This window comes from Arthrobacter sp. Leaf234, from assembly GCF_001422665.1.
Lineage (GTDB): Bacteria > Actinomycetota > Actinomycetes > Actinomycetales > Micrococcaceae > Arthrobacter_D.
Genome location: NZ_LMLU01000009.1, coordinates 87256 through 108382, shown reverse-complemented (window position 1 = coordinate 108382; position 21127 = coordinate 87256). Strand labels below are relative to the sequence as shown.

Annotated in this window: 20 protein-coding genes and 1 tRNA gene; 8 read left to right on the top strand and 13 right to left on the bottom strand. The window is 71.0% G+C overall.

Annotated elements, in window-relative coordinates:
* The first annotated feature begins 163 nt into the window (after positions 1 to 163).
* From ASF21_RS14985 to ASF21_RS14965, 5 genes are all read left to right on the top strand, one after another.
* Complete coding sequence (locus ASF21_RS14985; protein ID WP_082471625.1) at positions 164 to 1621, top strand: hemolysin family protein; 1458 nt, start codon at positions 164 to 166, stop codon at positions 1619 to 1621.
* On the top strand, positions 1618 to 2706 hold the full coding sequence (locus ASF21_RS14980; protein ID WP_055773084.1) for a hemolysin family protein: 1089 nt from the start codon (positions 1618 to 1620) through the stop codon (positions 2704 to 2706). Before ASF21_RS14985 ends, ASF21_RS14980 begins: the two co-directional genes overlap by 4 nt.
* A 98-nt stretch (positions 2707 to 2804) precedes the next feature.
* The gene (locus tag ASF21_RS14975) at positions 2805 to 3779 is read left to right on the top strand and encodes a metal ABC transporter solute-binding protein, Zn/Mn family (RefSeq protein WP_055773081.1); all 975 of its coding nucleotides are present in this window, start codon (positions 2805 to 2807) and stop codon (positions 3777 to 3779) included.
* A gap of 78 nt (positions 3780 to 3857) precedes the next feature.
* Complete coding sequence (locus ASF21_RS14970; RefSeq protein ID WP_200914849.1) at positions 3858 to 4694, top strand: metal ABC transporter ATP-binding protein; 837 nt, start codon at positions 3858 to 3860, stop codon at positions 4692 to 4694.
* Between the two features lie 3 nt (positions 4695 to 4697).
* Positions 4698 to 5615, top strand: a complete 918-nt coding sequence (locus ASF21_RS14965; protein ID WP_055773078.1) for a metal ABC transporter permease — start codon at positions 4698 to 4700, stop codon at positions 5613 to 5615.
* Here the strand turns inward: ASF21_RS14965 and ASF21_RS14960 are convergent.
* From ASF21_RS14960 to ASF21_RS14945, 4 genes are all read right to left on the bottom strand, one after another.
* The gene (locus tag ASF21_RS14960; RefSeq protein WP_055773075.1) at positions 5584 to 6123 is read right to left on the bottom strand and encodes a MarR family winged helix-turn-helix transcriptional regulator; all 540 of its coding nucleotides are present in this window, start codon (positions 6121 to 6123) and stop codon (positions 5584 to 5586) included. The genes ASF21_RS14965 and ASF21_RS14960 overlap by 32 nt on opposite strands.
* Positions 6124 to 6196: 73 nt before the next feature.
* Positions 6197 to 6748, bottom strand: coding sequence for a MarR family winged helix-turn-helix transcriptional regulator (locus tag ASF21_RS14955; protein ID WP_055773070.1), 552 nt, complete (start codon positions 6746 to 6748; stop codon positions 6197 to 6199).
* An 81-nt stretch (positions 6749 to 6829) separates the two neighbouring features.
* Complete coding sequence (locus ASF21_RS14950) at positions 6830 to 7012, bottom strand: hypothetical protein (RefSeq protein WP_162237557.1); 183 nt, start codon at positions 7010 to 7012, stop codon at positions 6830 to 6832.
* Between the two features lie 218 nt (positions 7013 to 7230).
* Complete coding sequence (locus ASF21_RS14945) at positions 7231 to 7758, bottom strand: Fur family transcriptional regulator (protein WP_082471624.1); 528 nt, start codon at positions 7756 to 7758, stop codon at positions 7231 to 7233.
* 79 nt (positions 7759 to 7837) lie between these two features.
* On the opposite strand from ASF21_RS14945, the gene ASF21_RS14940 reads away from it, so the two are divergent.
* Positions 7838 to 8497, top strand: a complete 660-nt coding sequence (locus tag ASF21_RS14940; RefSeq protein WP_055773064.1) for an MBL fold metallo-hydrolase — start codon at positions 7838 to 7840, stop codon at positions 8495 to 8497.
* A 24-nt stretch (positions 8498 to 8521) separates the two neighbouring features.
* Here the strand turns inward: ASF21_RS14940 and ASF21_RS14935 are convergent, their stop codons facing one another.
* Positions 8522 to 9610, bottom strand: coding sequence for a PLP-dependent cysteine synthase family protein (locus ASF21_RS14935; RefSeq protein WP_055773061.1), 1089 nt, complete (start codon positions 9608 to 9610; stop codon positions 8522 to 8524).
* A gap of 150 nt (positions 9611 to 9760) precedes the next feature.
* Here ASF21_RS14935 and ASF21_RS14930 point away from each other — a divergent pair, with 150 nt between their 5' ends.
* Complete coding sequence (locus tag ASF21_RS14930) at positions 9761 to 10588, top strand: sulfurtransferase (RefSeq protein ID WP_055773058.1); 828 nt, start codon at positions 9761 to 9763, stop codon at positions 10586 to 10588.
* A 335-nt stretch (positions 10589 to 10923) separates the two neighbouring features.
* Positions 10924 to 11349 (top strand): HIT family protein, encoded by a 426-nt coding sequence (locus ASF21_RS14925; RefSeq protein ID WP_055773055.1) that lies wholly within the window; start codon positions 10924 to 10926, stop codon positions 11347 to 11349.
* Positions 11350 to 11354: 5 nt separating this feature from the next.
* Here the strand turns inward: ASF21_RS14925 and hrpA are convergent, their stop codons facing one another.
* The 8 genes from hrpA to ASF21_RS14885 all read right to left on the bottom strand — a co-directional run bounded on the left by hrpA (position 11355) and on the right by ASF21_RS14885 (position 21045).
* Positions 11355 to 15428 (bottom strand): ATP-dependent RNA helicase HrpA, encoded by a 4074-nt coding sequence (gene hrpA, locus ASF21_RS14920; protein WP_055773052.1) that lies wholly within the window; start codon positions 15426 to 15428, stop codon positions 11355 to 11357.
* A gap of 77 nt (positions 15429 to 15505) precedes the next feature.
* Complete coding sequence (locus ASF21_RS14915) at positions 15506 to 16474, bottom strand: helix-turn-helix transcriptional regulator (protein ID WP_055773049.1); 969 nt, start codon at positions 16472 to 16474, stop codon at positions 15506 to 15508.
* A 93-nt stretch (positions 16475 to 16567) separates the two neighbouring features.
* On the bottom strand, positions 16568 to 17122 hold the full coding sequence (locus ASF21_RS14910; protein WP_157365936.1) for a hypothetical protein: 555 nt from the start codon (positions 17120 to 17122) through the stop codon (positions 16568 to 16570).
* A complete protein-coding gene (locus ASF21_RS14905; protein ID WP_055773043.1) occupies positions 17119 to 18531 on the bottom strand; it encodes a DUF58 domain-containing protein in 1413 nt (470 codons plus the stop codon). Before ASF21_RS14905 ends, ASF21_RS14910 begins: the two co-directional genes overlap by 4 nt.
* Entirely contained in the window at positions 18524 to 19603 is a 1080-nt protein-coding gene (locus ASF21_RS14900) for an AAA family ATPase (protein WP_082471623.1), read from the bottom strand. Before ASF21_RS14900 ends, ASF21_RS14905 begins: the two co-directional genes overlap by 8 nt.
* Positions 19600 to 20076, bottom strand: a complete 477-nt coding sequence (locus ASF21_RS14895; RefSeq protein ID WP_055773040.1) for a hypothetical protein — start codon at positions 20074 to 20076, stop codon at positions 19600 to 19602. Before ASF21_RS14895 ends, ASF21_RS14900 begins: the two co-directional genes overlap by 4 nt.
* Complete coding sequence (locus tag ASF21_RS14890) at positions 20073 to 20813, bottom strand: DUF4129 domain-containing protein (RefSeq protein WP_055773038.1); 741 nt, start codon at positions 20811 to 20813, stop codon at positions 20073 to 20075. Before ASF21_RS14890 ends, ASF21_RS14895 begins: the two co-directional genes overlap by 4 nt.
* 159 nt (positions 20814 to 20972) lie before the next feature.
* Positions 20973 to 21045, bottom strand: a tRNA-Arg gene (locus ASF21_RS14885).
* Positions 21046 to 21127: the final 82 nt, after the last annotated feature.

The following is a 21127-nucleotide window of genomic DNA, read 5'->3' as shown; positions in this document are numbered from 1 at the left end:
CCGGCATCCCCTCTCTCCTTGCCCATGCGCTGTCCGGCCCGCAGGTCGGACCTCCCGCCGACGCGGACCACGGCCCGGTGCCACTGCCGACGGACGCTGCGGACCCCCTCAGACGGGGACCGCTGCGATCCCTGTCCCGCCCGACCGGGAAGGGGTAGCAGCGGTGGAATGGATCTATCTCGCCGCCGGCGTACTCCTCGTCCTCGGGACGGGATTCTTCGTGGCGGTGGAGTTCGCACTCGTCGCGCTCGACCAGACCTACGTCCAGCGGGCGGTCGACGACGGCGACACCAGGGCCGAACCGCTGCTCCGTTGCCTGAAGTCCCTCTCCACGCAGCTCTCGAGCTGCCAGCTGGGCATCACGATGACCACCCTGCTGACCGGTTACGTGATGGAGCCGTCCGTCGGGCGGCTCCTCGAGGGTCCGCTGACGTCCCTCGGGCTCTCGGAGGCGCTCGTGGCGTCCTCCTCGATCGTCATCGCGATGGTGCTCGCCACCCTGCTCTCGATGCTGATCGGCGAGCTCGTCCCCAAGAACCTCTCCATCGCCCTGCCGTTCCGGGTGGGCAAGGCACTCGCGCGGCCGCAGCTGCTGTTCACGGCGGTCTTCAAGCCGGCCATCGTCGTGCTCAACGGGTTCTCGAACCGGGTCCTCAACGTGTTCGGACTCGAGGCGAAGGAGGAGATCTCGGGCGCGCGCACGCCGTCCGAACTCTCGTCCCTGGTCCGTCGTTCCGCCGAGATGGGAACGCTCGACCAGTCCACCGCCACCTTCCTGGCACGCACCTTCAGCTTCTCCGAGCGCACGGCCGCGGACGTCATGACGCCGCGGATCCGCATGGAGGTCATCGACTCCGACCAGACGGTCGCCGATGTCGTCGAGGCCGCCCGGCGCACGGGCTACTCGCGGTTCCCACTCATCGGTGAGTCCGCCGATGACATCCGTGGCGTGGTCCACGTGAAGAAGGCCGTCTCCGTCCCCCGTCACAAGCGGGCCGACCTACCAGCAGGGACCATCATGACCGACGTGCTGCGCGTGCCGGAGACCGTCCACCTGGACTCGTTGCTCAGCGAACTCCGGGAGGCCAACCTGCAACTCGCCGTCGTGCTGGACGAATACGGCGGGACGGCGGGAGTCGCGACGCTCGAGGATCTCGTCGAGGAGATCGTGGGCGAGGTGAAGGACGAGCACGACAAGCTCAAGCCCGGTGTGCTCCAGAGCGCGGCCGGCGACTGGTTCTTCCCCGGTCTCATGCGACCTGACGAGGTCACCCTGCAGATCCCCGACCTCGTGGTGCCGGACGAGGCAGGGTACGAGACGGTCGCCGGGTTCATCCTCGCCGAACTCGGCCGCGTCGCCGAGGCGGGCGACGTCGTCAGCGTCCCGGCCGGGACGCTCACGGTCGAGCGCATGGACGGACGGCGGATCGACCGCGTCCAGTTCCGGCCGACGCCGGTCCAGGGACCGCCCGAGCCGGACGGATCCGACAGCGCCGCTGACGATGCCCCGGACCGCGCCGTCGTCCCCGAACACCGGCCGGTCACCGACGAGACGCGACCGCCACGCACCGGGACTCCCGCCCTCGCGGGGAGCACCTCCGACGGGAAGGACCACCGATGAGCGACTGGGCAGGGATCGTCTGGCTCGTCGTCCTCCTGATGGGCAACGCCTTCTTCGTCGGCGCCGAGTTCGCGGTGATGTCGGCACGCCGCAGCCAGATCGAGCCTCTGGCCGATGCAGGCTCGAAGCGGGCGCGCACCACCATCTGGGCGATGGAGCACGTGTCCCTCATGCTGGCCTGTTCCCAGCTCGGCATCACGGTGTGCTCGCTGCTCATCCTCCAGGTCGCGGAGCCGGCCATCCACCATCTGTTCGTGGTGCCGTTCGAAGCCGTCGGTGTTCCCGAGGGACTGGCCGACGGTGTGGCGTTCGCGCTGGCCCTGCTGCTCGTCACGTTCTTGCACGTCACGTTCGGGGAGATGGTGCCGAAGAACATCTCGGTGTCCGTCGCCGACAAGGCGGCGCTGCTGCTGGCGCCACCGCTCGTCATGATCGCCCGGATCGTCAACCCGGTGATCTCCTCCCTCAACTGGGCTGCGAACCATATCCTGCGAGCCATGAAGGTGGAACCGAAGGACGAGGTGTCCTCGACCTACACGCTCGAGGAGGTGCAGTCGATCGTCGAGGAGTCGACGAAGAGCGGCCTGGTCGACGACGAGTCCGGACTGATCACCGGCGCGCTCGAGTTCTCCGGGCAGACGGCCGAGACCACCATGATCCCGCTCACCGAGCTGGTGACGATCCGGACCGATGCGACGCCCGAGGACTTCGAGCGGGCCGTGGGCCGCACCGGTTTCTCGCGGTTCGTGATGGTGGACGAGCACGGCAACCTGACGGGATACATGCACCTGAAGGACATCATGTCCATGCCGCAGGCGATGTACCGCAGACCGATCACCGAGAACAAGGTCCGCACCCTCGCCAATCTCGCTCTCAGCGACGAGATCGAGGATGCGCTGGCCGTGATGCAGCGCACGGGCTCCCACGTGGCGCGCGTGCTCGGGTCCGACGGCGCGACCCGTGGCGTGCTGTTCCTCGAGGACGTGATCGAGCAGTTGATCGGCGAGATCCGCGATGCGACGCAGAACCAGGGCGCGCGGCGATCGGGAGAGGGCGTCAACGGGACCGAGGCGACAGTCGCCTGACGGAGGGGTGGCTGAGCGCGGCATGCGAACGGTTCGCGTGTCGGCTAGACTCGATCCGCTAACGTAAACAATTCTCAATAGCCCGATCGAGGTCCTCCATGCCTGCTGCCCGTCCTCTCGCCGTGACGGCCCTGCTCGCGGTGTCGGCCCTCGGCCTCACCGCCTGTGGAGCAGGAACCCCGGACGCCGGGTCCTCCGGGGCCGAGGGGGGTCTCTCGATCGTGACGTCGACGAACGTCTACGGGGACATCGCCGCGGTGGTCGGGGGCGACGACGTCGAGGTCACCTCGATCGTCGACAGCCTCAGCCAGGATCCGCACTCGTACGAGGCGACGGTGCAGGACAAGCTGTCCGTCTCCGAGGCGGACCTCGTGATCGAGAACGGGGGAGGGTACGACGCCTTCCTCGGCCGCCTCGCGGAGGAGACCGGGGTGGGGACGGTGCTGAACGCCGTCGACCTGTCGGGACTCGACGAGGCCGCCGGGACCGGGGAGCACGCCGACGAGGCGGAGGACGACCACGCCGACGGGGAGGACCACGGCCACGGCGCGTTCAATGAGCACGTCTGGTACGACCTGCCGGCCATGGTCACCCTGGCCGATGCGATCGCGGACGAGCTCGGACGACTCGACGAGGTCAACGCCGACGCCTACCAGGAGCGCGCCGACGCCTTCGCGGCGGAGGTGCAGCCCGTTCAGGACCGCCTGGCCGCGCTGGCCGCCGAGGGGGCCGGCAGGGAGGTCGCGGTCACGGAACCCGTTCCCGTGTACCTGCTGGAGGCGGCGGGCCTCGAGAACGTCACTCCGGAGGGGTTCAGCGAAGCGGTCGAGGAGGAGTCCGACGTCCCGGTGGCTGCCCTGAACGAGATGAAGGACCTCGTCAGCGGTGGCCGGCTGGCCTTCCTTGCCTACAATGACCAGACCGAGGGATCGCAGACGGAAGCGGTCCGCTCGGCCGCTGACGGCGCCGGCCTCCCGGTGCTCGACTTCACCGAGACACTGCCCGACGGCGAGGACTACGTGTCCTGGATGACGGCCAACACGGACACCGTCGAGGCCGCCCTCGAGGGCTGAGGCCGTCAGACCGCGAAACCGGAGTGGTGGTCGGAACCCTCCACCGCCACCTCCACGACAGACTGGAAGCCGCCCCGCATGACCTCGACGTTGCCCCGGCAGAGCCCCTCCTCCCAGGGTGGGGATCAGCCGGCCATCAGCCTGCGCGGGGCAGCGCTCTCGTTCGGCGACCGCACCCTGTGGAAGGGACTGGACCTCGACATCATGCCGGGGGAGTTCTTCGCCGTCCTCGGTCCGAACGGCTCGGGCAAGACCAGCTTCCTCAAGGTGCTTCTCGGTCTGCAGCAGCTCGACACCGGGACCGCGCTGATCGAGGGCCGGCCCATCGCCCGCGGCAGCCGGACCCTCGGGTACATCCCGCAGCAGAAATCCTTCCCGCCGGACACGCCGCTGCGGGCCAGGGACCTCGTGGGCCTCGGCGTGGACGGGCACCGCTGGGGTGTCCGGCTGCGCAGCAGCGCCTACAACGCGCGGGTCGACGGGCTCCTGCGCGACGTCGGGGCCGAGACGTACGCGGACGCGCCGGTCGGACTGCTGTCCGGCGGCGAGCAGCAGCGACTCCGCGCAGCGCAGGCGCTGGCCTCGGATCCTGCCGTCCTCCTGTGCGACGAGCCGTTGCTCTCGCTCGACCTGCACCATCAGCAGGCGGTCAGCTCGCTCATCAACCGGCAGAGCCATGAGAAGAACAGCGCCGTGGTCTTCGTGACCCACGAGATCAACCCCGTCATCGAGTACGTGGACCGGGTGCTCTACCTGGCCGACGGCGAGTTCCGGGTGGGCACGCCCGAGGAGGTCATGACGGGCGAGGTGCTGTCGGACCTCTACAACAGCCCCGTGGAGGTCCTGCACAGCAACGGCCGCATCATCGTCGTCGGCCTTCCGGACGCCACCACGCACCACCACGAAAGCGCCTAGACCATGGATCTCCAGGACGTCATCAGCGCCGTCTTCACCTTCGACAACTACGCCCAGCTCCTCCCACTCGTCAGGAACTCACTGATCGCGGGAGCCGTGCTGGGACTGCTCGGCGGACTCATCGGCACCTTCGTGATGATGCGCGACCTCGCGTTCGCCGTGCACGGGATCGCCGAACTGTCCTTCGCCGGCGCCGCCTTCGCCCTGCTGGTCGGGGCGAACGTGGTGGCGGGTTCCCTCGTCGGGTCCGTCCTCGCCGCCCTCACCCTGGGACTGATGGGCATCCGGGCGCGCGACCGCAATTCGATCATCGGCGTCGTCATGCCGTTCGGTCTGGGGCTCGGCATCCTCTTCCTCGCGCTCTACGAGGGGAGGGCGGCCAACAAGTTCGGACTGCTGACCGGGCAGATCGTCTCCGTCGACGACGTGCAGCTGAACCTCCTGGTCGGATGCGCCGTCGTCGTGATGCTCGCGCTGGCCGCGATCTGGCGTCCCCTGACCTTCGCCAGTGCCGACGCGGATCTCGCGGAGGCACGCGGTGTACCCGTCCGCGGGCTGTCGATCCTCTTCATGGTGCTGCTCGGGGTCTCGGTGGCCCTCTCCATCCAGGTGGTCGGGGCGCTCCTGGTGCTGGCCCTGCTCATCACGCCTGCGGCCGCCGCCCTCAAGGTCACCTCGGCCCCCGGCCTGGTCGTGCTCCTCAGCGTGAGCTTCGCCTGCGTCTCGGTGGTGGGCGGAATCCTCCTCGCCCTGGGCGGACGCATCCCCATCAGCCCGTACGTCACGACGATCTCGTTCGCCATCTACCTCGCATGCCGTGTCATCTCGTCGAGGAGGTCGCGGCGGGGATCACGTCGGGGCACGGCGGGTGCGGAGCCGGGCCGGGGTGTCAGGCGTCCTGCGAGCGCTCCGGCTGGCTGACGGCGTCCGCGATCGCCTGCTCCATGCTGCGGAGGAAACGGGTGACCGTCTCGGTCTCCTCGCTGGTCAGTCCGTCCGCTGCTGCCAGCACGCCCTGCTTCTCGATGTCGAACGCCGAGCGGAACTCGTCGGTGGCACGCTCACCGGGCTCGAGGATCACGGCACGTCGATCGACCGGATGCCGGCGACGACGGATGAAACCGGCCTTCTCGAGCCTGTCGATCACGAGCGTGGTGGACGCACTCGAGATCCCCAGCGCGAGAGCGAGATCCTTGGGGCTCGCACCCTGGTCCCGATGCCAGACGGAGAGCAGGTAGCGCAGGGCTCCGAGGTCCGTCTCGTTGATGCTGAGCCGCTGGCTGAGGCGTCGCCGGAGGCCGCTCTCCACGTTCCGGTAGGCGCGCAGCGCGTTCAGGACGTCGACGCCCGTGGCTGCCTCTGCGGTAGTCCCTTCTCCTGACGGCGGGTACCAGTATCCTGCTCCCTGCCGTGCGTCCGAAGGTTTCATGGTGACAGTTTAGACCATCTAGTAGTCAATCTCTCTAGGGAGGTCCCGGGACCTCCAGCGGTCGGTTCGACGGTCAGGCGTTCTGACGGGGGAGAGCCTGCACGGCACCGTCCGCCGCGGTCATGCCGGACATGGCGGCGCCGAGCTGGAGGAGGAACCGGTGGATCGTGGCGCAGTCCCGGGCAGGGAGAGCAGCGGCGACACCCATCATCCGTTCGTGGAGGACGCCCATCGTGGACCGTACCTCGTCGTCGGTGGTGGCTGTCGGCCAGATCTCGATGGCCCGCCGATCGGTGGCGCTGCGCCGGCGTTCGGCGTGGCCGCTCTTCTCGAGCCGGTCGACGAGGACCGTGGTGGCGGCCGAGGAGATCTCGAGCTGCCGGGCCAGCGCCGCTGCGCTGAGCGGTGTGCCGGTCCGGCCGGCCCGGAGCATCAGGCGGAGGGCCGTCATGTCCGTCTTCCCGAGATGCATCGAATCCCTGCTCGTTCCGCGCATGGACCCCTCGGCGTCGCGGTATCGGCGGACGGCCTCGATCAGGTCCGCGAGGGCACCTGCGTCGGCAGGATCGCCGGGTGCGGGGGACTGCGGGCGGTCGCCGCTGGGGCCGGAGCTGCCGGAGGACATCACCGTTCAAGGATAATCGACGGTGCCGACACGGTCAGCGGGAAGATCTCCGCCGCGGTAGACGCAGCAGGGCGGACCGCATCAGAGGCCGGTGACGTCGACGTCCCCGCGGGTCGGCCTGCGCCGGAGATATGCGGCGACGACGACCACGAGGGTGGCCAGGCCGGCCGCGACGAGGACCACCGCAGGTGCCGACAGATCGGTAGGGCCCGCTAGGACGGCGAAGAACACCGTCGCGAGAACCAGCCAGGACAGCAGATGCATCAGTCCGGTCCTCATCCGCGGGAGTCGGGCCGCGCCCCGGCTGTGTCGGGTGGCACTGATGTCGTGATGCTTGTCGGGCGCCGTCATGATTCCTACTCTCGCATACCTCGAACGCGGCGGCCCGGACCGGGCCGCCGACCGGCAACCAGCCCTCTCTCCTGCGTGGAGCATGGTCGCCGAGGAGCTCCGGAGTGTCCCGACCCGCGGTCCGCAGGGCCTCAGGACGCGGCTGCCGCAGCAGTGCACTCGGGGCAGAGTCCGTAGATCTCCACCGTGTGGGCGGCATCGGTGAAGCCGTGCTCGGCCGCGACCCGTGTGGCCCACTGCTCGACGGCAGGGGCTTCGATCTCGACGGTCCTGCCGCAGTTCCTGCAGAGCAGGTGGTGGTGGTGGTGCTCGACGGCGCAGCGCCGGTACACCGCTTCGTTGTCACCGTTCCGCAGGACGTCCACCACGCCGTCGTCGGCCATGGACTGGAGGATCCGGTAGGTGGTGGCCAGGGAGACCGACTCGCCGCGGTCGTGCAGGAGCCGGTGGAGCTCCTGCGTGCTCAGGAAGTCGTCGAGCTCGTCCAGTGCAGCGCTCACGGCGCGCCGCTGGCGCGTCACCCGTTGCTCGGGGGCCTTGCGGCCGGTCGGAGCAGCTTCGGCATCCGGTCCCGTGCCCGTCCCGGTGTTCCGCGCCGTGCGCGGTCCCTGCTCGTGAGCAGCCTTCCGCGCTGCCGCGGATGTCGCCTCGGGCGTCATGTCCTCCCTTTCCCGCGGGCACTCGGGTGCCCTGGACCAGAGTCAAGATTATCAGCGTGGGCGCGAGTAGTCTGAGGCCATGAAGCTCACCAAGTACTCCCACTCGTGCGTCCGGTTCGAGCAGGACGGCGCCGTCCTCGTCGTCGACCCCGGCACCTTCTCGGAGGTCGAGGAGGCTCTGCAGGGTGCCACCGCTGTGCTGATCACCCACGAGCATCCCGACCACATCGCGCTGGACCGCGTGGTGGCGGTCCTGCAGGCCGACCAGGGGATCGAGCTCTGGGCGCCGCAGCCGGCGGCGGACGCGGTGGTCGCGGCACTGGGGGAGGGCTCGGAGGAGCGCGTCCACGCCGTGGGCGGTGGCGAGGAGTTCACTGCGGCCGGCGTCCCCGTCAGGACCTACGGGGGGCAGCACGCGCTGATCCACCCCGTCATCCCGATGATCGCCAATGTCGGCTACCTGATCGGCGGATCCGTCTACCATCCGGGCGACTCGCTGATCGTCCCCGACGGCATCGGGGTGCAGACGCTCCTGGTCCCGGTGCATGCGCCCTGGTCGAAGCTGTCCGAGGTGGTGGACTTCGTGACCTCCGTGCGGGCGGCGCGTGCCTACCAGATCCATGACGGACTCCTCAACGAGGCCGGCCTCGGCACGGTCGAGGGCCAGGTCACCCGGCTGGGGGCGCCCTACGGCACCGAGTTCCGCCACCTCGACGTGCGGGAGAGCGTCGAGGTCTGACGGACGCAGGCCGCTGCGTGTCCCTCAGGACGCGTCGTGCGGCCATCGGCCGGTGGCGAAGAACGATTCCAGCACGGCCGCTGGTTCCGCGGGGTCCAGGCCCTTGCGCCTGAGCCAGGCGTCGTCGTCGTACGTCGCCGTGTACCGGTCGCCGGAGTCGCACATCAGGGACACGATGCTCCCGGTCCGTCCGTCGGCCGCGAGGTCGGCCACGAGTTGCCAGACTCCCCAGAGATTCGTCCCGGTGGACGGTCCGGCGTGCAGGCCGGTGAGCGCCCGCAGGTGGCGGGCCGCGGCGACGGAGGCCGCATCCGGTACCTGGATCATCGCGTCGATCACGGAGGGGACGAAGCTCGGTTCCGGACGGGGCCTGCCGATCCCCTCGATGCGTGACGGACGGCCGCCGGGCGTCGATCCCGGGTGCGCCCACGCCGGGTAGAAGGCCGACCCCTCGGGATCGACGACGGCCAGCCGCGTGGGGTGGCGATGGTAGCGCAGGTATCGCCCGATCGTGGCGCTCGTTCCGCCCGTGCCCGCTCCCACCACGATCCACGCGGGCAGCGGGTGCGGTTCGAGGGAGAGCTGGTCGAAGATGGACTCGGCGATGTTGTTGTTCCCCCGCCAGTCGGTGGCACGCTCCGCATAGGTGAACTGGTCCATGTAGTGTCCGCCCGTCTCGCGGGCGACCGTCTCGGCGACGGCGTAGACGTCGGAGGCGTGCTCGACGAACCGGCAGGTGCCGCCGTACTGCTCGATCAGGGCGATCTTCTCGCGGCTCGTGGTCGCCGTCATCACGGCGACGAACGGGAGGCCGAGGAGCTGCGCGAAGTAGGCCTCGGAGACGGCGGTGGAGCCGCTGGAAGCCTCCACGATGGTGGTCCCCTCCGTGATCCAGCCGTTGACCAGGCCGAACAGGAACAGGGACCGGGCGAGGCGGTGCTTGAGGCTGCCCGTGCGGTGCGTCGACTCGTCCTTGAGGTAGACCTGGACGCCCCATTCCTCGGGGAGGGGGACGGCGAACAGGTGCGTGTCCGCGGAGCGGTTGCCGTCCGCCTCGATGCGGCGCACGGCGTCGTCGGACCACGATCTGTCGGCGGCGCTGAACCTGGGCATGATGCCAGCCTACAAGCCGTGCCAGGGCCGTCCTGCAGGTCCGGCGTGGGCTTCTTGGAGCGGGGACGGCGGTGTGGTGGACTGGCCTGCATCAGGACCGGCCGCGGTGACCACCGCAGGTCCGGTCGCCCGTCCCGACAGGAGATCTCGATGAAGACTCTGATGGATGTGCAGGACCTGCAGGCCCGGATGACCTCCGGTGCGCAGACGATCCTGCTCGATGTGCGCTGGTCCCTGGGTGACCCCCACGGACACGAGCACTACCGCGCAGCCCACATACCCGGTGCCGTGTTCGTGGACCTGGAGACGCAGCTGTGCGCACCCGGCGGGCCCGGCCTCGGCCGCCATCCGCTCCCGGATGCCGACGCGCTCCAGGAAGCTGCACGCCAGTGGGGACTCAACGACGGCGACACCGTGGTCGCCTACGACGCGTCCGGGAACCTCGCGGCGGCCCGGCTGTGGTGGCTCCTGCGGGACGCGGGCTTCACCTCCGTCAGCCTGCTCGACGGCGGTCTGACCGCCTGGCGTGCCGCCGGGTTCGACGTCGAGGGCGGGGAGGAGCGCCACTGCGTGGGGAACGTGCACCTCTCCACCGGGCGGATGCCGGTGGTCGACGTGCCGGACCTCGTGGATGCGGCGCTGGTCGACGTGCTCCTCGATGCCCGCGCCGCGGAACGCTTCCGGGGCGAGCTGGAACCGGTCGATCCCCGGGCGGGCCACATCCCGGGTGCCATCAGCGCTCCGACCACCGAGAACCTCGGGGAGGACCGGCGCTTCCGGCCGGCAGCGGAGCTCCGCCGCCGTTTCGACGCCCTGGGCGCCGACCGGGGGAGGGTCGCCGTCTACTGCGGATCGGGGATCACCGCCGCCCACCAGATCGCCGCGCTCGAGATCGCGGGCATCGACGCCGCACTGTTCCCCGGCTCGTGGTCGCAGTGGTCGACCACGGAGGGGCTCCCGGTCGCCACGGGCGCCTGACCGCGGGCGGACCGGGCGGGGCGGGTGCCGACGGCGACACTCGTCCCGCCCGTCCACTCCTGTGTCGTGGAGGCGTACCGGACACGACGCCGCAGCGCAGTCGCCGCGGCACGGTCGTCGCTGCACGTTCTCCGCTGCACAGTCGCCGCTGCACAGTCGCCGCGGCACGGTCGACCCCGGCCGTGCCGCGTCCCGCGTGGTGGATCGCAGCTGCACCGCGCGGTAGCGTCCTCCGTATGAACCCGGGACGCCCCGCTCCACCGCCACTGCGCGGTCCCGTCCGCCTGCCGGAGCGCCAGGGCAGTGCTCCGACCGCCGCACCACCAGGAGTCCCCATGACTACGCTCTTCACGAAGATCATCGACGGCGAGATCCCCGGCCGCTTCGTCTGGCAGGACGACGACGTCGTCGCCTTCCTGACGATCGCGCCCATCACACCCGGCCACACGCTGGTCGTGCCACGCCAGGAGATCGAGCACTGGCTGGAAGCCGACACCGACACGCTCGCGAAGGTCATGACGGTCGCCCAGACGATCGGGAAGGCGCAGCAGTCGGCCTTCGGTGCGCAGCGCGTCGGCGTCCTCCTCGAGGGCTACGAGGTGCCGCACCTGCACGTCCACGTGTGGCCCACGCAGTCACCGGCGGACTTCGACGTGAAGAAGGTGGACCTCGCCGTGAAGCCGGAGGCGATGGACCAGTACGCCGAGACCCTGCGCCAGGCGCTGCGCGACGCCGGTCACGGGGAATCGGTCCCCGTGTGACGGGCCTACCGCGCGGCAGCCATCGCCTCGTTGAGGGCGGTCCTGATCCGCTTCTCGGACACGGAGTACGCGGTACCGAGGTCCTGCGCGAACAGGCTGACGCGTAGCTCCTCGGTCATCCAGCGCACGCGGCGGAGGCTCTCGGGCCGGTGCCGCCCGGCCGCGAGGGACGCCACGGCGTCGTCGTACTCGTCCTCCAACCGCTGCACCGTCGCCAGGCCGAGGCCGTCGCGCTGGACGTTCGTGGGCAGCTTCTCCAGACGGACCTCGATGGCCCGGAGGTAGCGCGGCAGGTGCGCGAGCTGCGCATACCCCGTCGCCGCGACGAACCCCGGATACACGAGGTGCTCCAGCTGGCTGCGGATGTCGTTCAGGGCCGTGATCAGCGCGAGGCTCGTGGTGCCCCTGAGCTGCTTCTGGATCCGTCGCGTACTGGCGAGGATCTTCTCCACGGTGGCCGTGACGGTGAAGACCGTGTCGATCAGCTCGGCCCGCACCTCCTCGTACAGTCGGTCGAACGCCTCGTCGGTCCAGGGCAGGTCCTCGGGGACGAGCTTGTCGATCGCGGCCAGCGAGCAGTCACGGATGAGTTCCGCGACACTCCCGTGCGGGTTCTGGCTGAACGTGAGCTTCTCCGTGTTGCTGAGGTGCTCCAGCACGTACTTCGCCGGACTCGGGATGCGCAGGGACAGGAGCCGGATGATCCCGGCGCGCATCACCGTGGCCTGCTCGCCCGGCGTGGGGAAGACCCGGAGACCCACGGTGGCACCTTCGTCCACGAGCGCCGGGAAGCCCGTGATGCGGTGACCGGCGACCGTTCGCGAGACCTCGCGCTCGATGCTGCCGAAGACCCAGGCCTTCTCCCCGGTGCGCTCCGCCACCGCCGGGGCCTCCGCGACGGCGACCCCGCCCCTCACGGCTCCCGCGGCGACGTCGGGGACGTCCCGCGATGCGGGTGTCCGGGCGTCCCGGCCGTCGGTGCGCGCCGGTCCGTGGCGGGCGTCGTCGCGCCCCAGCGGACCGGTGCTCCCGGTGCCCCGCCCGTCGTCCGCCTTGCCGCCGGCACCCCTGCCACCGCGTCCGGGGCCGCGGGAGGTTCCCTCCCGCCGCGTGCTGCCCGGTGCGGCACCGAGCGACTGCGCGATGGCGCGGCTGACCGCCGGGGCCAGGGACTCCCTCAGGGCCTCGAGATCGCGGGACTCGTCGAGGACCCGGCCGTCGGCGTCGACGATGCGGAACATCATCAGCAGGTGCGCCGGGACGGTCGACCAGTTCCACGAGCCCGGCGGGATGATGTGTCCGCGCAGGCGGCGCAGCGCGAGCTCGAGCGACGTCTCGAGATCGTCCCCGGCCGGGTCGAAGTCGGACGTCAGGGCGGCGACGGTGGACCGGGCGACGTCCGGGGCCGGCACGAAGTTCTTCCGCACCTGCTTCGGCAGGGACTTGATGAGGGCCGTGACGAGCTCGACGCGCTGTCCGGGGATCTGCCAGCGGAAGGGCTTCGGATCGAGCTGGTTGAGGAACAGCACAGGGATGGTCACGGTGACGCCGTCGTGCGCGCCCGGGGTGAGGGGCGAGAACTCGTAGGTGAGCGGAAGCTCGAACCCCGCCTGGTGCCAGACGGTCGGGAAGGCCGTCTCGTCGAGCTCCGTGGCGTCGTCGGCGAGCAGCTGCTCCGGATCGAAGTCGAGCAGGTCCGGGGACTCGTGGCGTGCCTTCTTCCACCATGCGTCGAAGTGGCGCTCCGATACGACGTCGGCGCCGATGCGCTGGTCGTAGAACTCGAAGAGCGTCTCGTCGTCGACCCGCAGGTCCCGCCGCCGCAGGCGGTTCTCCAGCTCCTCGATCTCGGCCAGCCGGGCCTGGTTGCGGCTGAAGAACGTGTGGTGCGTCTTCCAGTCGCCCTCGACGAGGGCATGCCGGATGAAGAGCTCGCGGGCCACCTCGCGGTCGATCCGCCCGTAGTTGATGCGCCGCTGCGGCACGATCGGCACGCCGTACAGCGTCACCTTCTCGTAGGCCATGACCGAGCCCATCTTCCGGGACCAGTGCGGCTCGCTGTAGGTGCGCTTCACGAGGTGCGGGGCCACCTGCTCGGCCCACAGGGGATCGATCCGGGCGACGACCCGCGCCCAGAGCCGGGAGGTCTCGACGAGTTCGGCGGCCATCACCCAGTCCGGCGACTTCTTGAACAGGGCGGACCCCGGGAAGACGGCGAAGCGTGTCCCGCGGGCGCCCGCGTACTCGCGCTTGCGCTGGTCGTAGAGACCGATGTTGCTCAGCAGTCCCGACAGCAGGCTGACGTGGATCTGCTCGTGCAGGCCCACCGGGTCCACGGGTCCCGCGGGCAGGGTGATGCCGAGGGGTTTGGCCAGCTGGCGCAGCTGCTGGAACAGGTCCTGCCACTCCCGGACGCGGAGGTAGTTGATGAACTCGGCGCGGCACAGCTTGCGGAACTGCGTCGAGGACAGCTCGTCCTGCTTCTCCTGCAGGTACCGCCAGAGGTTGAGGTACGCCGTGAAGTCCGAGTTCTCGTCCACGAAGCGCTTGTGCTTCTCGGCGGCCTGCTGCTGCTTGGCGGGCTGGTCCGCGGACGGCCGCTCGCGGGGGTCCTGGATGGTCAGGGCCGCCGCGAGCACCATGACCTCCTTGACGGCACCGCGGGCACCGGCTTCCACGATCATGCGGCCCAGCCGCGGGTCCACGGGGAGCTGGGCGAGCTTGCGCCCGACGGCGGACAGACTGCCGTCGTCCTTCAGGGCGCCGAGCTCACGCAGGAGCGCGACGCCGTCGTTGATCGCCTTCGTCTCGGGCGGTTCCACGAACGGGAACTCCGCGATGTCCTTCGGACTCCGCGTGACGCCCATGGCGGCCATCTGCAGGATGACGGCGGCGAGGCTCGTGCGCAGGATCTCCGGCTCGGTGAAGGGCCGGCGGGAGGCATAGTCCTCCTCCGAGTAGAGGCGGATGGCGATACCGTCCGAGACGCGGCCGCTGCGGCCCGAGCGCTGGTTCGCCGACGCCTGCGAGACGCGCTCGATCGGCAGTCTCTGCACCTTCGTCCGGTGGGAGTACCGGGAGATGCGCGCGGTCCCGGTGTCGATGACGTACTTGATGCCGGGCACCGTCAGGGAGGTCTCGGCGACGTTGGTCGCGAGGACGATCCTCCGGTGGCTGCCCGTCGGGCGGAAGACGCGGTGCTGCTCCTCGAGGGAGAGCCGCGCGAACAGGGGGAGCACCTCGGTCCCGCGGAGTCGCTGCGTCGCCTGGATCCGGGCGCGGAGAGCATCGGCGGCATCGCGGATCTCGCGCTCGCCGGAGAAGAACACGAGGATGTCGCCGGGAGCCTCGAGGGAGAGTTCGTCGACGGCGTCGCAGACCGCGTCGAGCGGATCACGCTCCTCCTCGAGCTCGCTGTCCGCGCCACCGTCCCCGTCGTCGAGCCCGCCCGGCGGCTGGTCGAGCGGCCGGTACCGGATCTCGACGGGATACGTGCGCCCGGAGACCTCGATGATCGGGGCGGGCGAGGTGTTCTCCACGGCGGCGTCGGCGGCGAAGTGCGCGGCGAAGCGCTCCGGGTCGATGGTCGCCGAGGTGATGATGACCTTGAGGTCCGGGCGCTCCGGCAGGATGCGCCTGAGGTAGCCGAGGATGAAGTCGATGTTGAGGCTGCGCTCATGGGCCTCGTCGATGATGATCGTGCTGTACTTCCGCAGCATGCGGTCGTGCTGGATCTCGGCGAGCAGGATGCCGTCCGTCATCAGCTTGATCTTCGTCTTCCGGCCCACGGAACCGGTGAAGCGGACCTGGTACCCGACCTCGTCGCCGAGCGGCACCTGCAGTTCCTCCGCGATGCGTTCGGCGACGGTGCGGGCGGCGAGGCGCCGCGGCTGGGTGTGGCCGATCAGCCCGTTCTCGGCGAGGCCCAGTTCGAGGCACATCTTCGGGATCTGCGTCGTCTTCCCGGAACCGGTCTCGCCGGCGATGATGGTGACCTGGTTGGCCGCGATGGCGGCCATGATGTCTGCCCGGCGGTCCGAGACGGGGAGGTCCGCGGGGTAGGAGAGTGTCAGTGCCATAGTTGCCTGCCAGTCTAGTTCCTCGCGTCCGCCCGGTGTCGGGCGTTCACCGAGGGCTGCGGCTCCCACCCTCCGCGTCAGGACTCCGTGGCAGCCCCGGCGGACCGCCGCAGCCGGTCCGCGACGACGGCCACGCGTTCGCGCATCTCCGGGGGTTCGAGCACCACGAAGTCGATGTCCCAGCTCGCGAGGTAGGCCAGCGGGAAATCCAGCGAGTCGAAGCCGGCCCTCAGCAGGGTGTGGTCCTCGCCGTCGGCCTCGAGGGTCCCTGTGCTCGAGGGCACGCGGGCCTCGAGCTCGTGGAGCGGTGCGCTGAAGCGGATCACGGCGTCGTAGGAGTAGGGGGAGCGCGTGATGGACTGCTGGACGTAGGCGGCGAGGTCGGCGGCCGGCAGCGGGCGCGGGACGAAGCGATCGCGGGCCACCGGCACGCTCTGGCACCGGTCCACGCGGAACGTCCGCCAGTCCTCGCGCGAGCGGTCGTAAGCGACGAGATACCACCGACGGCCGGTGTCGACGAGCCGGTAGGGCTCGACGACGCGGCGGGACGACTCGCCGTCGTGCCGGTCGTAGCGGAAGGCCACGCAGCGCCGCTCCGTGATCGCCGCGGAGAGAGACGTCAGCACCTCGGGATTCACCGGCGTGCTCGCGGCGGCCATACGCGTGACGGCTGAGCGGAGACCCGAGAACCGCGGGCGGAGGCGCGGCGGGAGGACCTGCTCGAGTTTCGTGAGCGCACGGACGGACGCCTCCCCGACCCCGGAGACAGGGCTCGCCGTCACGGCGGTCAGTCCGATCGCGACGGCGAGCGCCTCGTCGTCGTCGAGCAGGAGGGGAGGCAGCTGCGCGCCGGCACCCAGCTGGTAGCCGCCCGCGACACCGGGGGAGGCGTTGATCGGATAGCCGAGCGTGCGCAGCTTCCCGATGTCCCGGCGGACGGTCCGCTCCGTGACGTCCATGCGCTGGGCGAGCGCCGGTCCGGTCCACTCGCGCCGCAGCTGAAGGAGCGAGAGGAGCTGCAGCAACCGGGCCGAGGTCTCGATCATGCTCCAAGGGTACGGCGACGTGCGGTCAGCACCTGTCCGCATTATCCGGCGGTGCCCCACGGGCAGCCGCCCGGGCCGCCTGCTGCCCGCGACCTACCGACGGGACCGCTGCGGTGGCCGCCGTCCGATGAGCCAGCAGCACCAGGCGACCAGCGCGGCGACGCCGACGAGGACGAGGGGGAGGCTGGACCCGGCGTCGTCGACGAGCAGCGCGAGGACGGCCAGCGGCTGCGCGACCGCCTGCACGCGCAGGAAGGACACCCCGAGGAGGCGGAGGGCGGACAGGCTGATCCAGCCGCGCAGCGGCAGGTGCACCAGCAGGAGGTCCAGGACGAAGACCGCGTGCAGGCCGGCGGCGAAGACCAGGAGCCACGGTGAGCCGGCCGGCATGTTCACGGCGTACGCCACGACGAGCAGGAGCAGGGTGAGCACCGTGAGCCCGATCGACGGGAGGATCGCTGCGCCCGCGGCCACCACGACGGGCAGGACGATCCAGCCGCTCCCGTTCCAGACGAGGGCGCCGAGGAGGACGGCGATGAGAGCTGCGGCGCAGCGCACGGTCCACAGGGGCACGAGCCCGCGGCGATCCGGCACCGCGGGGGTGCCGACGTGCGTCGCCCGGCATGCCCCGGCCAGGGGCCACCTCACGGCCGCACCCCCGGAGGGCGGCCACGGCGGGCGAGGAGGCGGAAGCCGGTCGGGAGGGACAGGTCGGGACCGACCGCAAGATCGGCCTGGCGCGCCGGTCGGTCCCGACCGGACGGAGCTGTCGTGCCGGACGCCGCAGGGGGTGCTGCCATCCGGTCCCGGTCGGCCAGGAGTCCCTCCACCACGGAGCCGTCCACCACGGCGATGCCGTCCCGGTGCAGGTCCTCGAGGAGGAGGCGACGCCGCAGCAGGGTCAGCCGCACGGTCCTCTCCTGCGCCGGCGTGGCCTCGGTCCGTTCCAGCACAGGGACGCAGTCGACCCCGATCACCACGTGCCCCCGGGCGTGCCAGAGCTTCAGCAGGCGTCCCGGTTCGGGGTCCAGGAACGCGGACAGCACCACGACGACGGCGCCCTGCGGCGGCACGGGATCGCGCCGTCGCCGTCGGCGGGGAACCACCCCGGTGGCCGCCAGGCGGGCGCGGATCTGCTCGAGGTGCCGGGCGCCCGAGGCCGTGCGCAGCGCGCGGCGCGTCCCGCCGAGATCGTCCAGTCCCACGCGGTCGCCGGCCGCCAGGTACGAGGCCGCGATCGTCGCCGCCGCCGTCCTGGCACCGTGCAGCGATCCCGTCACCAGCCGGGGTGATCCCGCCGCGAACCAGTCGGAGGTCGACGCGGGCAGGTCGTGTCCCTGGTCGATCACGAGCAGGACCGAGGCCTCGGCGTCGGCGAAGGATCGGCGGACCATCAGGCGGTCCTGGTCGGTCGAGCGGCGCGCGGTGGAGCGCCAGTCGATCCGCCGGAGCTGGTCACCGGGCTCGAGGGGCGCGATGGTCCTCAGCTCCGCTCCCTCCCCGGGACGCCTCGAGCCGTGCGTGCCGGCCAGGCCGACGAGTCGACGCGAGACGGGCCGCGCGAGCAGGGACCCGATGGGAGGGAGGATGCTGACGCGGACGGGTGGCGCCGGGTGGAAGGCGGACGCGTGCGTGAGATCCGGGGTGAAACCGAGGGTCCCGTAGGACAGGATCTCGACCTCGCCCGACAGCGGTCCGTCCGCGAGCACCGGGCATTCCTCGCCCTCCCTGAGCACCAGGACGTCGGGGGCGCAGCCGGGCGCTGCGAGGACGGCTGCGACCAGGCTGGTGCGCGGCGTCCCGGAGTCGGTGCCGGGTGGTGCCAGCAGCAGCCGCAGGCGACCGCCCTGCTGCTGCCCGCGTCGATCGAGGGAGAAGGACGGATGCACCGTCCTGCGCACCTGGGCCCTGCGTCCGGCGAGGGCGAGGAGCACGAGCGGCGCACCCAGTGCCACGGTGTCCGGCCGTCCCGACACCAGTCCGGAGACCACGCACACCAGGGCGAGGATCACGGCGAGGGCCCACCCGGGGGAGTGGCCGCCCGGAGTGTCAGCCACGGTGCGCGCCCCGCCCGCCCTCGATCTCGCCCTCGATCACGCTCTCGTCCACGGTCTCATCCACGGTCCCTCGGTGCACGGTCGGAGGTGTCGGGACCTCGGCGAGGACGTCCTGCACCACCTTCTCCGTCGCCACGCCCTGCGCCCAGGCCGACGGCGTGAGCGTGAGCCGGTGCGCGAGCACGGCCACGGCGCCTTCCTTCACGTCCTCGGGGAGCACGAAGGCGCGGCCGTCGAGCACGGCCAGAGCCCGGCCGAGCAGCACGAGCGCCTGTGAGCCGCGGGGCGATGCCCCGACCTCGACGGCCGGGTGGGTGCGCGTCGCGGCGGTGAGGCGCACGGCGTAGTCGATGACGTCGTCGTCCACCAGCACCGACTCGACGGCGGCCTGGAGGTCCAGCAGTCCGTCCGCGGTGGTCACGCTCTCCACGAGGGTCTCGTCGCGCCGGCGTGCCAGGCGACGCGCGATGATGTCCTGTTCGCCGCCCGCGCCGGGATAGCCGAAGCGCAGCCGGACCATGAAACGGTCCAGCTGAGCCTCGGGCAGGGGGTAGGTCCCCTCGAACTCGATGGGGTTGGACGTCGCGAAGACATGGAACGGGCGCCGCAGCGGGAGGGTGGTGCCCTCGGCCGAGACCTGTGCCTCCGCCATGGCCTCCAGCAGCGCCGACTGCGTCTTCGGCGAGGTCCGGTTGATCTCGTCGGCGAGGAACAGCCCGGCGAAGATGGGCCCCGCCCGGAACTCGAACTCGCGCGTGCCCGGATTGAAGATCGACGAACCGGTGACGTCCGAGGGCAGCAGGTCAGGCGTGAACTGGAGGCGCCGGAAGTCGAGGCCGAGCGCCTGCGCAAGCGTCTTGGCCGCGAGGGTCTTGCCGAGTCCGGGCAGGTCCTCGAAGAGGACGTGTCCCCCCGCGAGGACGGCCGCGAGGGCCAGGCGCAGGGCGCCCCCGGCGCCGACGACGACGGTGGCGGTGCGCTCGATGACCTGCGCGCCGATGCGGGCTGCCTCGTCGGCGCCGATGCGGCGTCCGTGGTCACCGGAACTGCGGGCGGTGTCTGCTGCGGTCATCGGGTCTCCTGAGAGTTGTTCGAGGGCGGCGGCGCGGCATCCGTGGCACGCGGCGAGAGGACGATCCGCTCCAGCTCGTCGGCGAGGGAGCGCAGGGTGCGGTGGTCGAGGGGTGCGGGCTGGGACTGTGCGACGAAGGCGTCGAAGGACGGGCTCCTCGGCACGTCGGGACGGGCACGGGCGGCGTCGGCGGCCAGCCCGTGGACCTCGAGGACGGCACGCATCCCGGGGTCCGCCGAGGAGAGCGAGAATTCCAGCGCCTGGATCTCCGCGAGGCCACGGACGGGGACGGGCAGTGGCGTCAGCCGGGCCCGGGGGACGTCGACCGCCTCGAGGAGGCCGTCGGCGATGCCTGCCGCGAAGGCCGCGCCGACCAGCACCACGGCGTGCCGGGGATCGAGCCCGAAGAACCAGGCGGAGACGCCCGCGAGGACCACGAGGACAGCCGTGACAGCCCAGGCCGAGCGCTTCACCGCGCAGGACCGGTGCGAGCTGCGACGGCGGCGGACAGTGCCCGGACGCAGGCCAGCGCCAGCTCGCGGTCCGCGGCGTCGAGGTGCGCACCCGCCGCGCCGGGAGCGGTCATCTTGGGGTCGGTGGCGTCGGGGTGCGGACCCGACGCGCTGAATCTCGCCCGCTGGTAGAGACGGTTCAGGACCGTGAGCGGCCGGGGCGGAAGATCGAGGGCGGACGCGGCGGCGGCGGCGAAGTCGGAGGTGGTCTGCGCGGGAGTCCGGCCCACGCCCGCTGCCGCGCACAGGTCCTCGAAGGCGAGCCAGCAGCGGATCACCGCGTCCGAGGTGTCGGCACTGTCCGTGAGGGCGCGTTCGGCGTCCTCGGTCCATGAAGGGAGCACGTCGTCGACGAGGCCGGGCGATCCGGCCTGCTGCAGGCCGGTCGGCTCGGGGCTGCCGTCACGCTCCGGGCGCCGCCTGATCCGCAGGAGCAGCCGGACGAGGAGGGCGAGGCCGATCATGACGAGGAGGAGGATCGCACCCGCCGCGGTGTCGCCGCTGATGATCAGCCGCTCGGCGTCCGGGACCGGTTCCGCGGGGCCGCTCACGGCTGGTGTGGGTTCGGCGGTGCTCTCCTGCGTGGCGGTGGCGACGGGCGCGTCGATGACCGGCTGGGCCGTCAGCCGGCCCATGAAGCCGGCGGCGACCACCGCGAGGACGAGGACGACGACGGTGAGGAGCGTAGGTGCGTCCACGCGGGGATGCGGATGCCGCGACCTGCGCTTCGTCCCCACGATTCCCCCGCCGGTCGGTGCTGGTGCAGCCCCGGGGGCCGCGTCCAGTGGAGCCTACCAAAAGCAGAACCGCCCCCGGCCCGGTGGGCCGACGGCGGTTGACTCCGTGGGAGTCCGGGGTGCCCTCGATAGGATTCGAACCTACGACCTTCTGCTCCGGAGGCAGACGCTCTATCCCCTGAGCTACGAAGGCGGAGACGGGATTTCCCGTACCCGTGCGGGACTCATCGAGCTTAGCAGGTGCCGCCTGCGTCGGAAAACGCACGGGCCGGACC

What these genes read in the sequence shown, in the direction of transcription:
- ASF21_RS14945 (WP_082471624.1), bottom strand. Translation starts at nt 7,758, where the DNA reads ATGACGCCCGAGGCGACATCCGCGGCAGCGCGGAAGGCTGCTCACGAG.
- ASF21_RS14950 (WP_162237557.1), bottom strand. Translation starts at nt 7,012, where the DNA reads ATGCATCTGCTGTCCTGGCTGGTTCTCGCGACGGTGTTCTTCGCCGTC.
- ASF21_RS14955 (WP_055773070.1), bottom strand. Translation starts at nt 6,748, where the DNA reads ATGTCCTCCGGCAGCTCCGGCCCCAGCGGCGACCGCCCGCAGTCCCCC.
- hrpA (WP_055773052.1), bottom strand. Translation starts at nt 15,428, where the DNA reads ATGGCACTGACACTCTCCTACCCCGCGGACCTCCCCGTCTCGGACCGC.
- ASF21_RS14965 (WP_055773078.1), top strand. Translation starts at nt 4,698, where the DNA reads ATGGATCTCCAGGACGTCATCAGCGCCGTCTTCACCTTCGACAACTAC.
- ASF21_RS14980 (WP_055773084.1), top strand. Translation starts at nt 1,618, where the DNA reads ATGAGCGACTGGGCAGGGATCGTCTGGCTCGTCGTCCTCCTGATGGGC.
- ASF21_RS14940 (WP_055773064.1), top strand. Translation starts at nt 7,838, where the DNA reads ATGAAGCTCACCAAGTACTCCCACTCGTGCGTCCGGTTCGAGCAGGAC.
- ASF21_RS14960 (WP_055773075.1), bottom strand. Translation starts at nt 6,123, where the DNA reads ATGAAACCTTCGGACGCACGGCAGGGAGCAGGATACTGGTACCCGCCG.
- ASF21_RS14925 (WP_055773055.1), top strand. Translation starts at nt 10,924, where the DNA reads ATGACTACGCTCTTCACGAAGATCATCGACGGCGAGATCCCCGGCCGC.
- ASF21_RS14935 (WP_055773061.1), bottom strand. Translation starts at nt 9,610, where the DNA reads ATGCCCAGGTTCAGCGCCGCCGACAGATCGTGGTCCGACGACGCCGTG.
- ASF21_RS14970 (WP_200914849.1), top strand. Translation starts at nt 3,858, where the DNA reads ATGACCTCGACGTTGCCCCGGCAGAGCCCCTCCTCCCAGGGTGGGGAT.
- ASF21_RS14930 (WP_055773058.1), top strand. Translation starts at nt 9,761, where the DNA reads ATGAAGACTCTGATGGATGTGCAGGACCTGCAGGCCCGGATGACCTCC.
- ASF21_RS14975 (WP_055773081.1), top strand. Translation starts at nt 2,805, where the DNA reads ATGCCTGCTGCCCGTCCTCTCGCCGTGACGGCCCTGCTCGCGGTGTCG.
- ASF21_RS14915 (WP_055773049.1), bottom strand. Translation starts at nt 16,474, where the DNA reads ATGATCGAGACCTCGGCCCGGTTGCTGCAGCTCCTCTCGCTCCTTCAG.
- ASF21_RS14900 (WP_082471623.1), bottom strand. Translation starts at nt 19,603, where the DNA reads ATGACCGCAGCAGACACCGCCCGCAGTTCCGGTGACCACGGACGCCGC.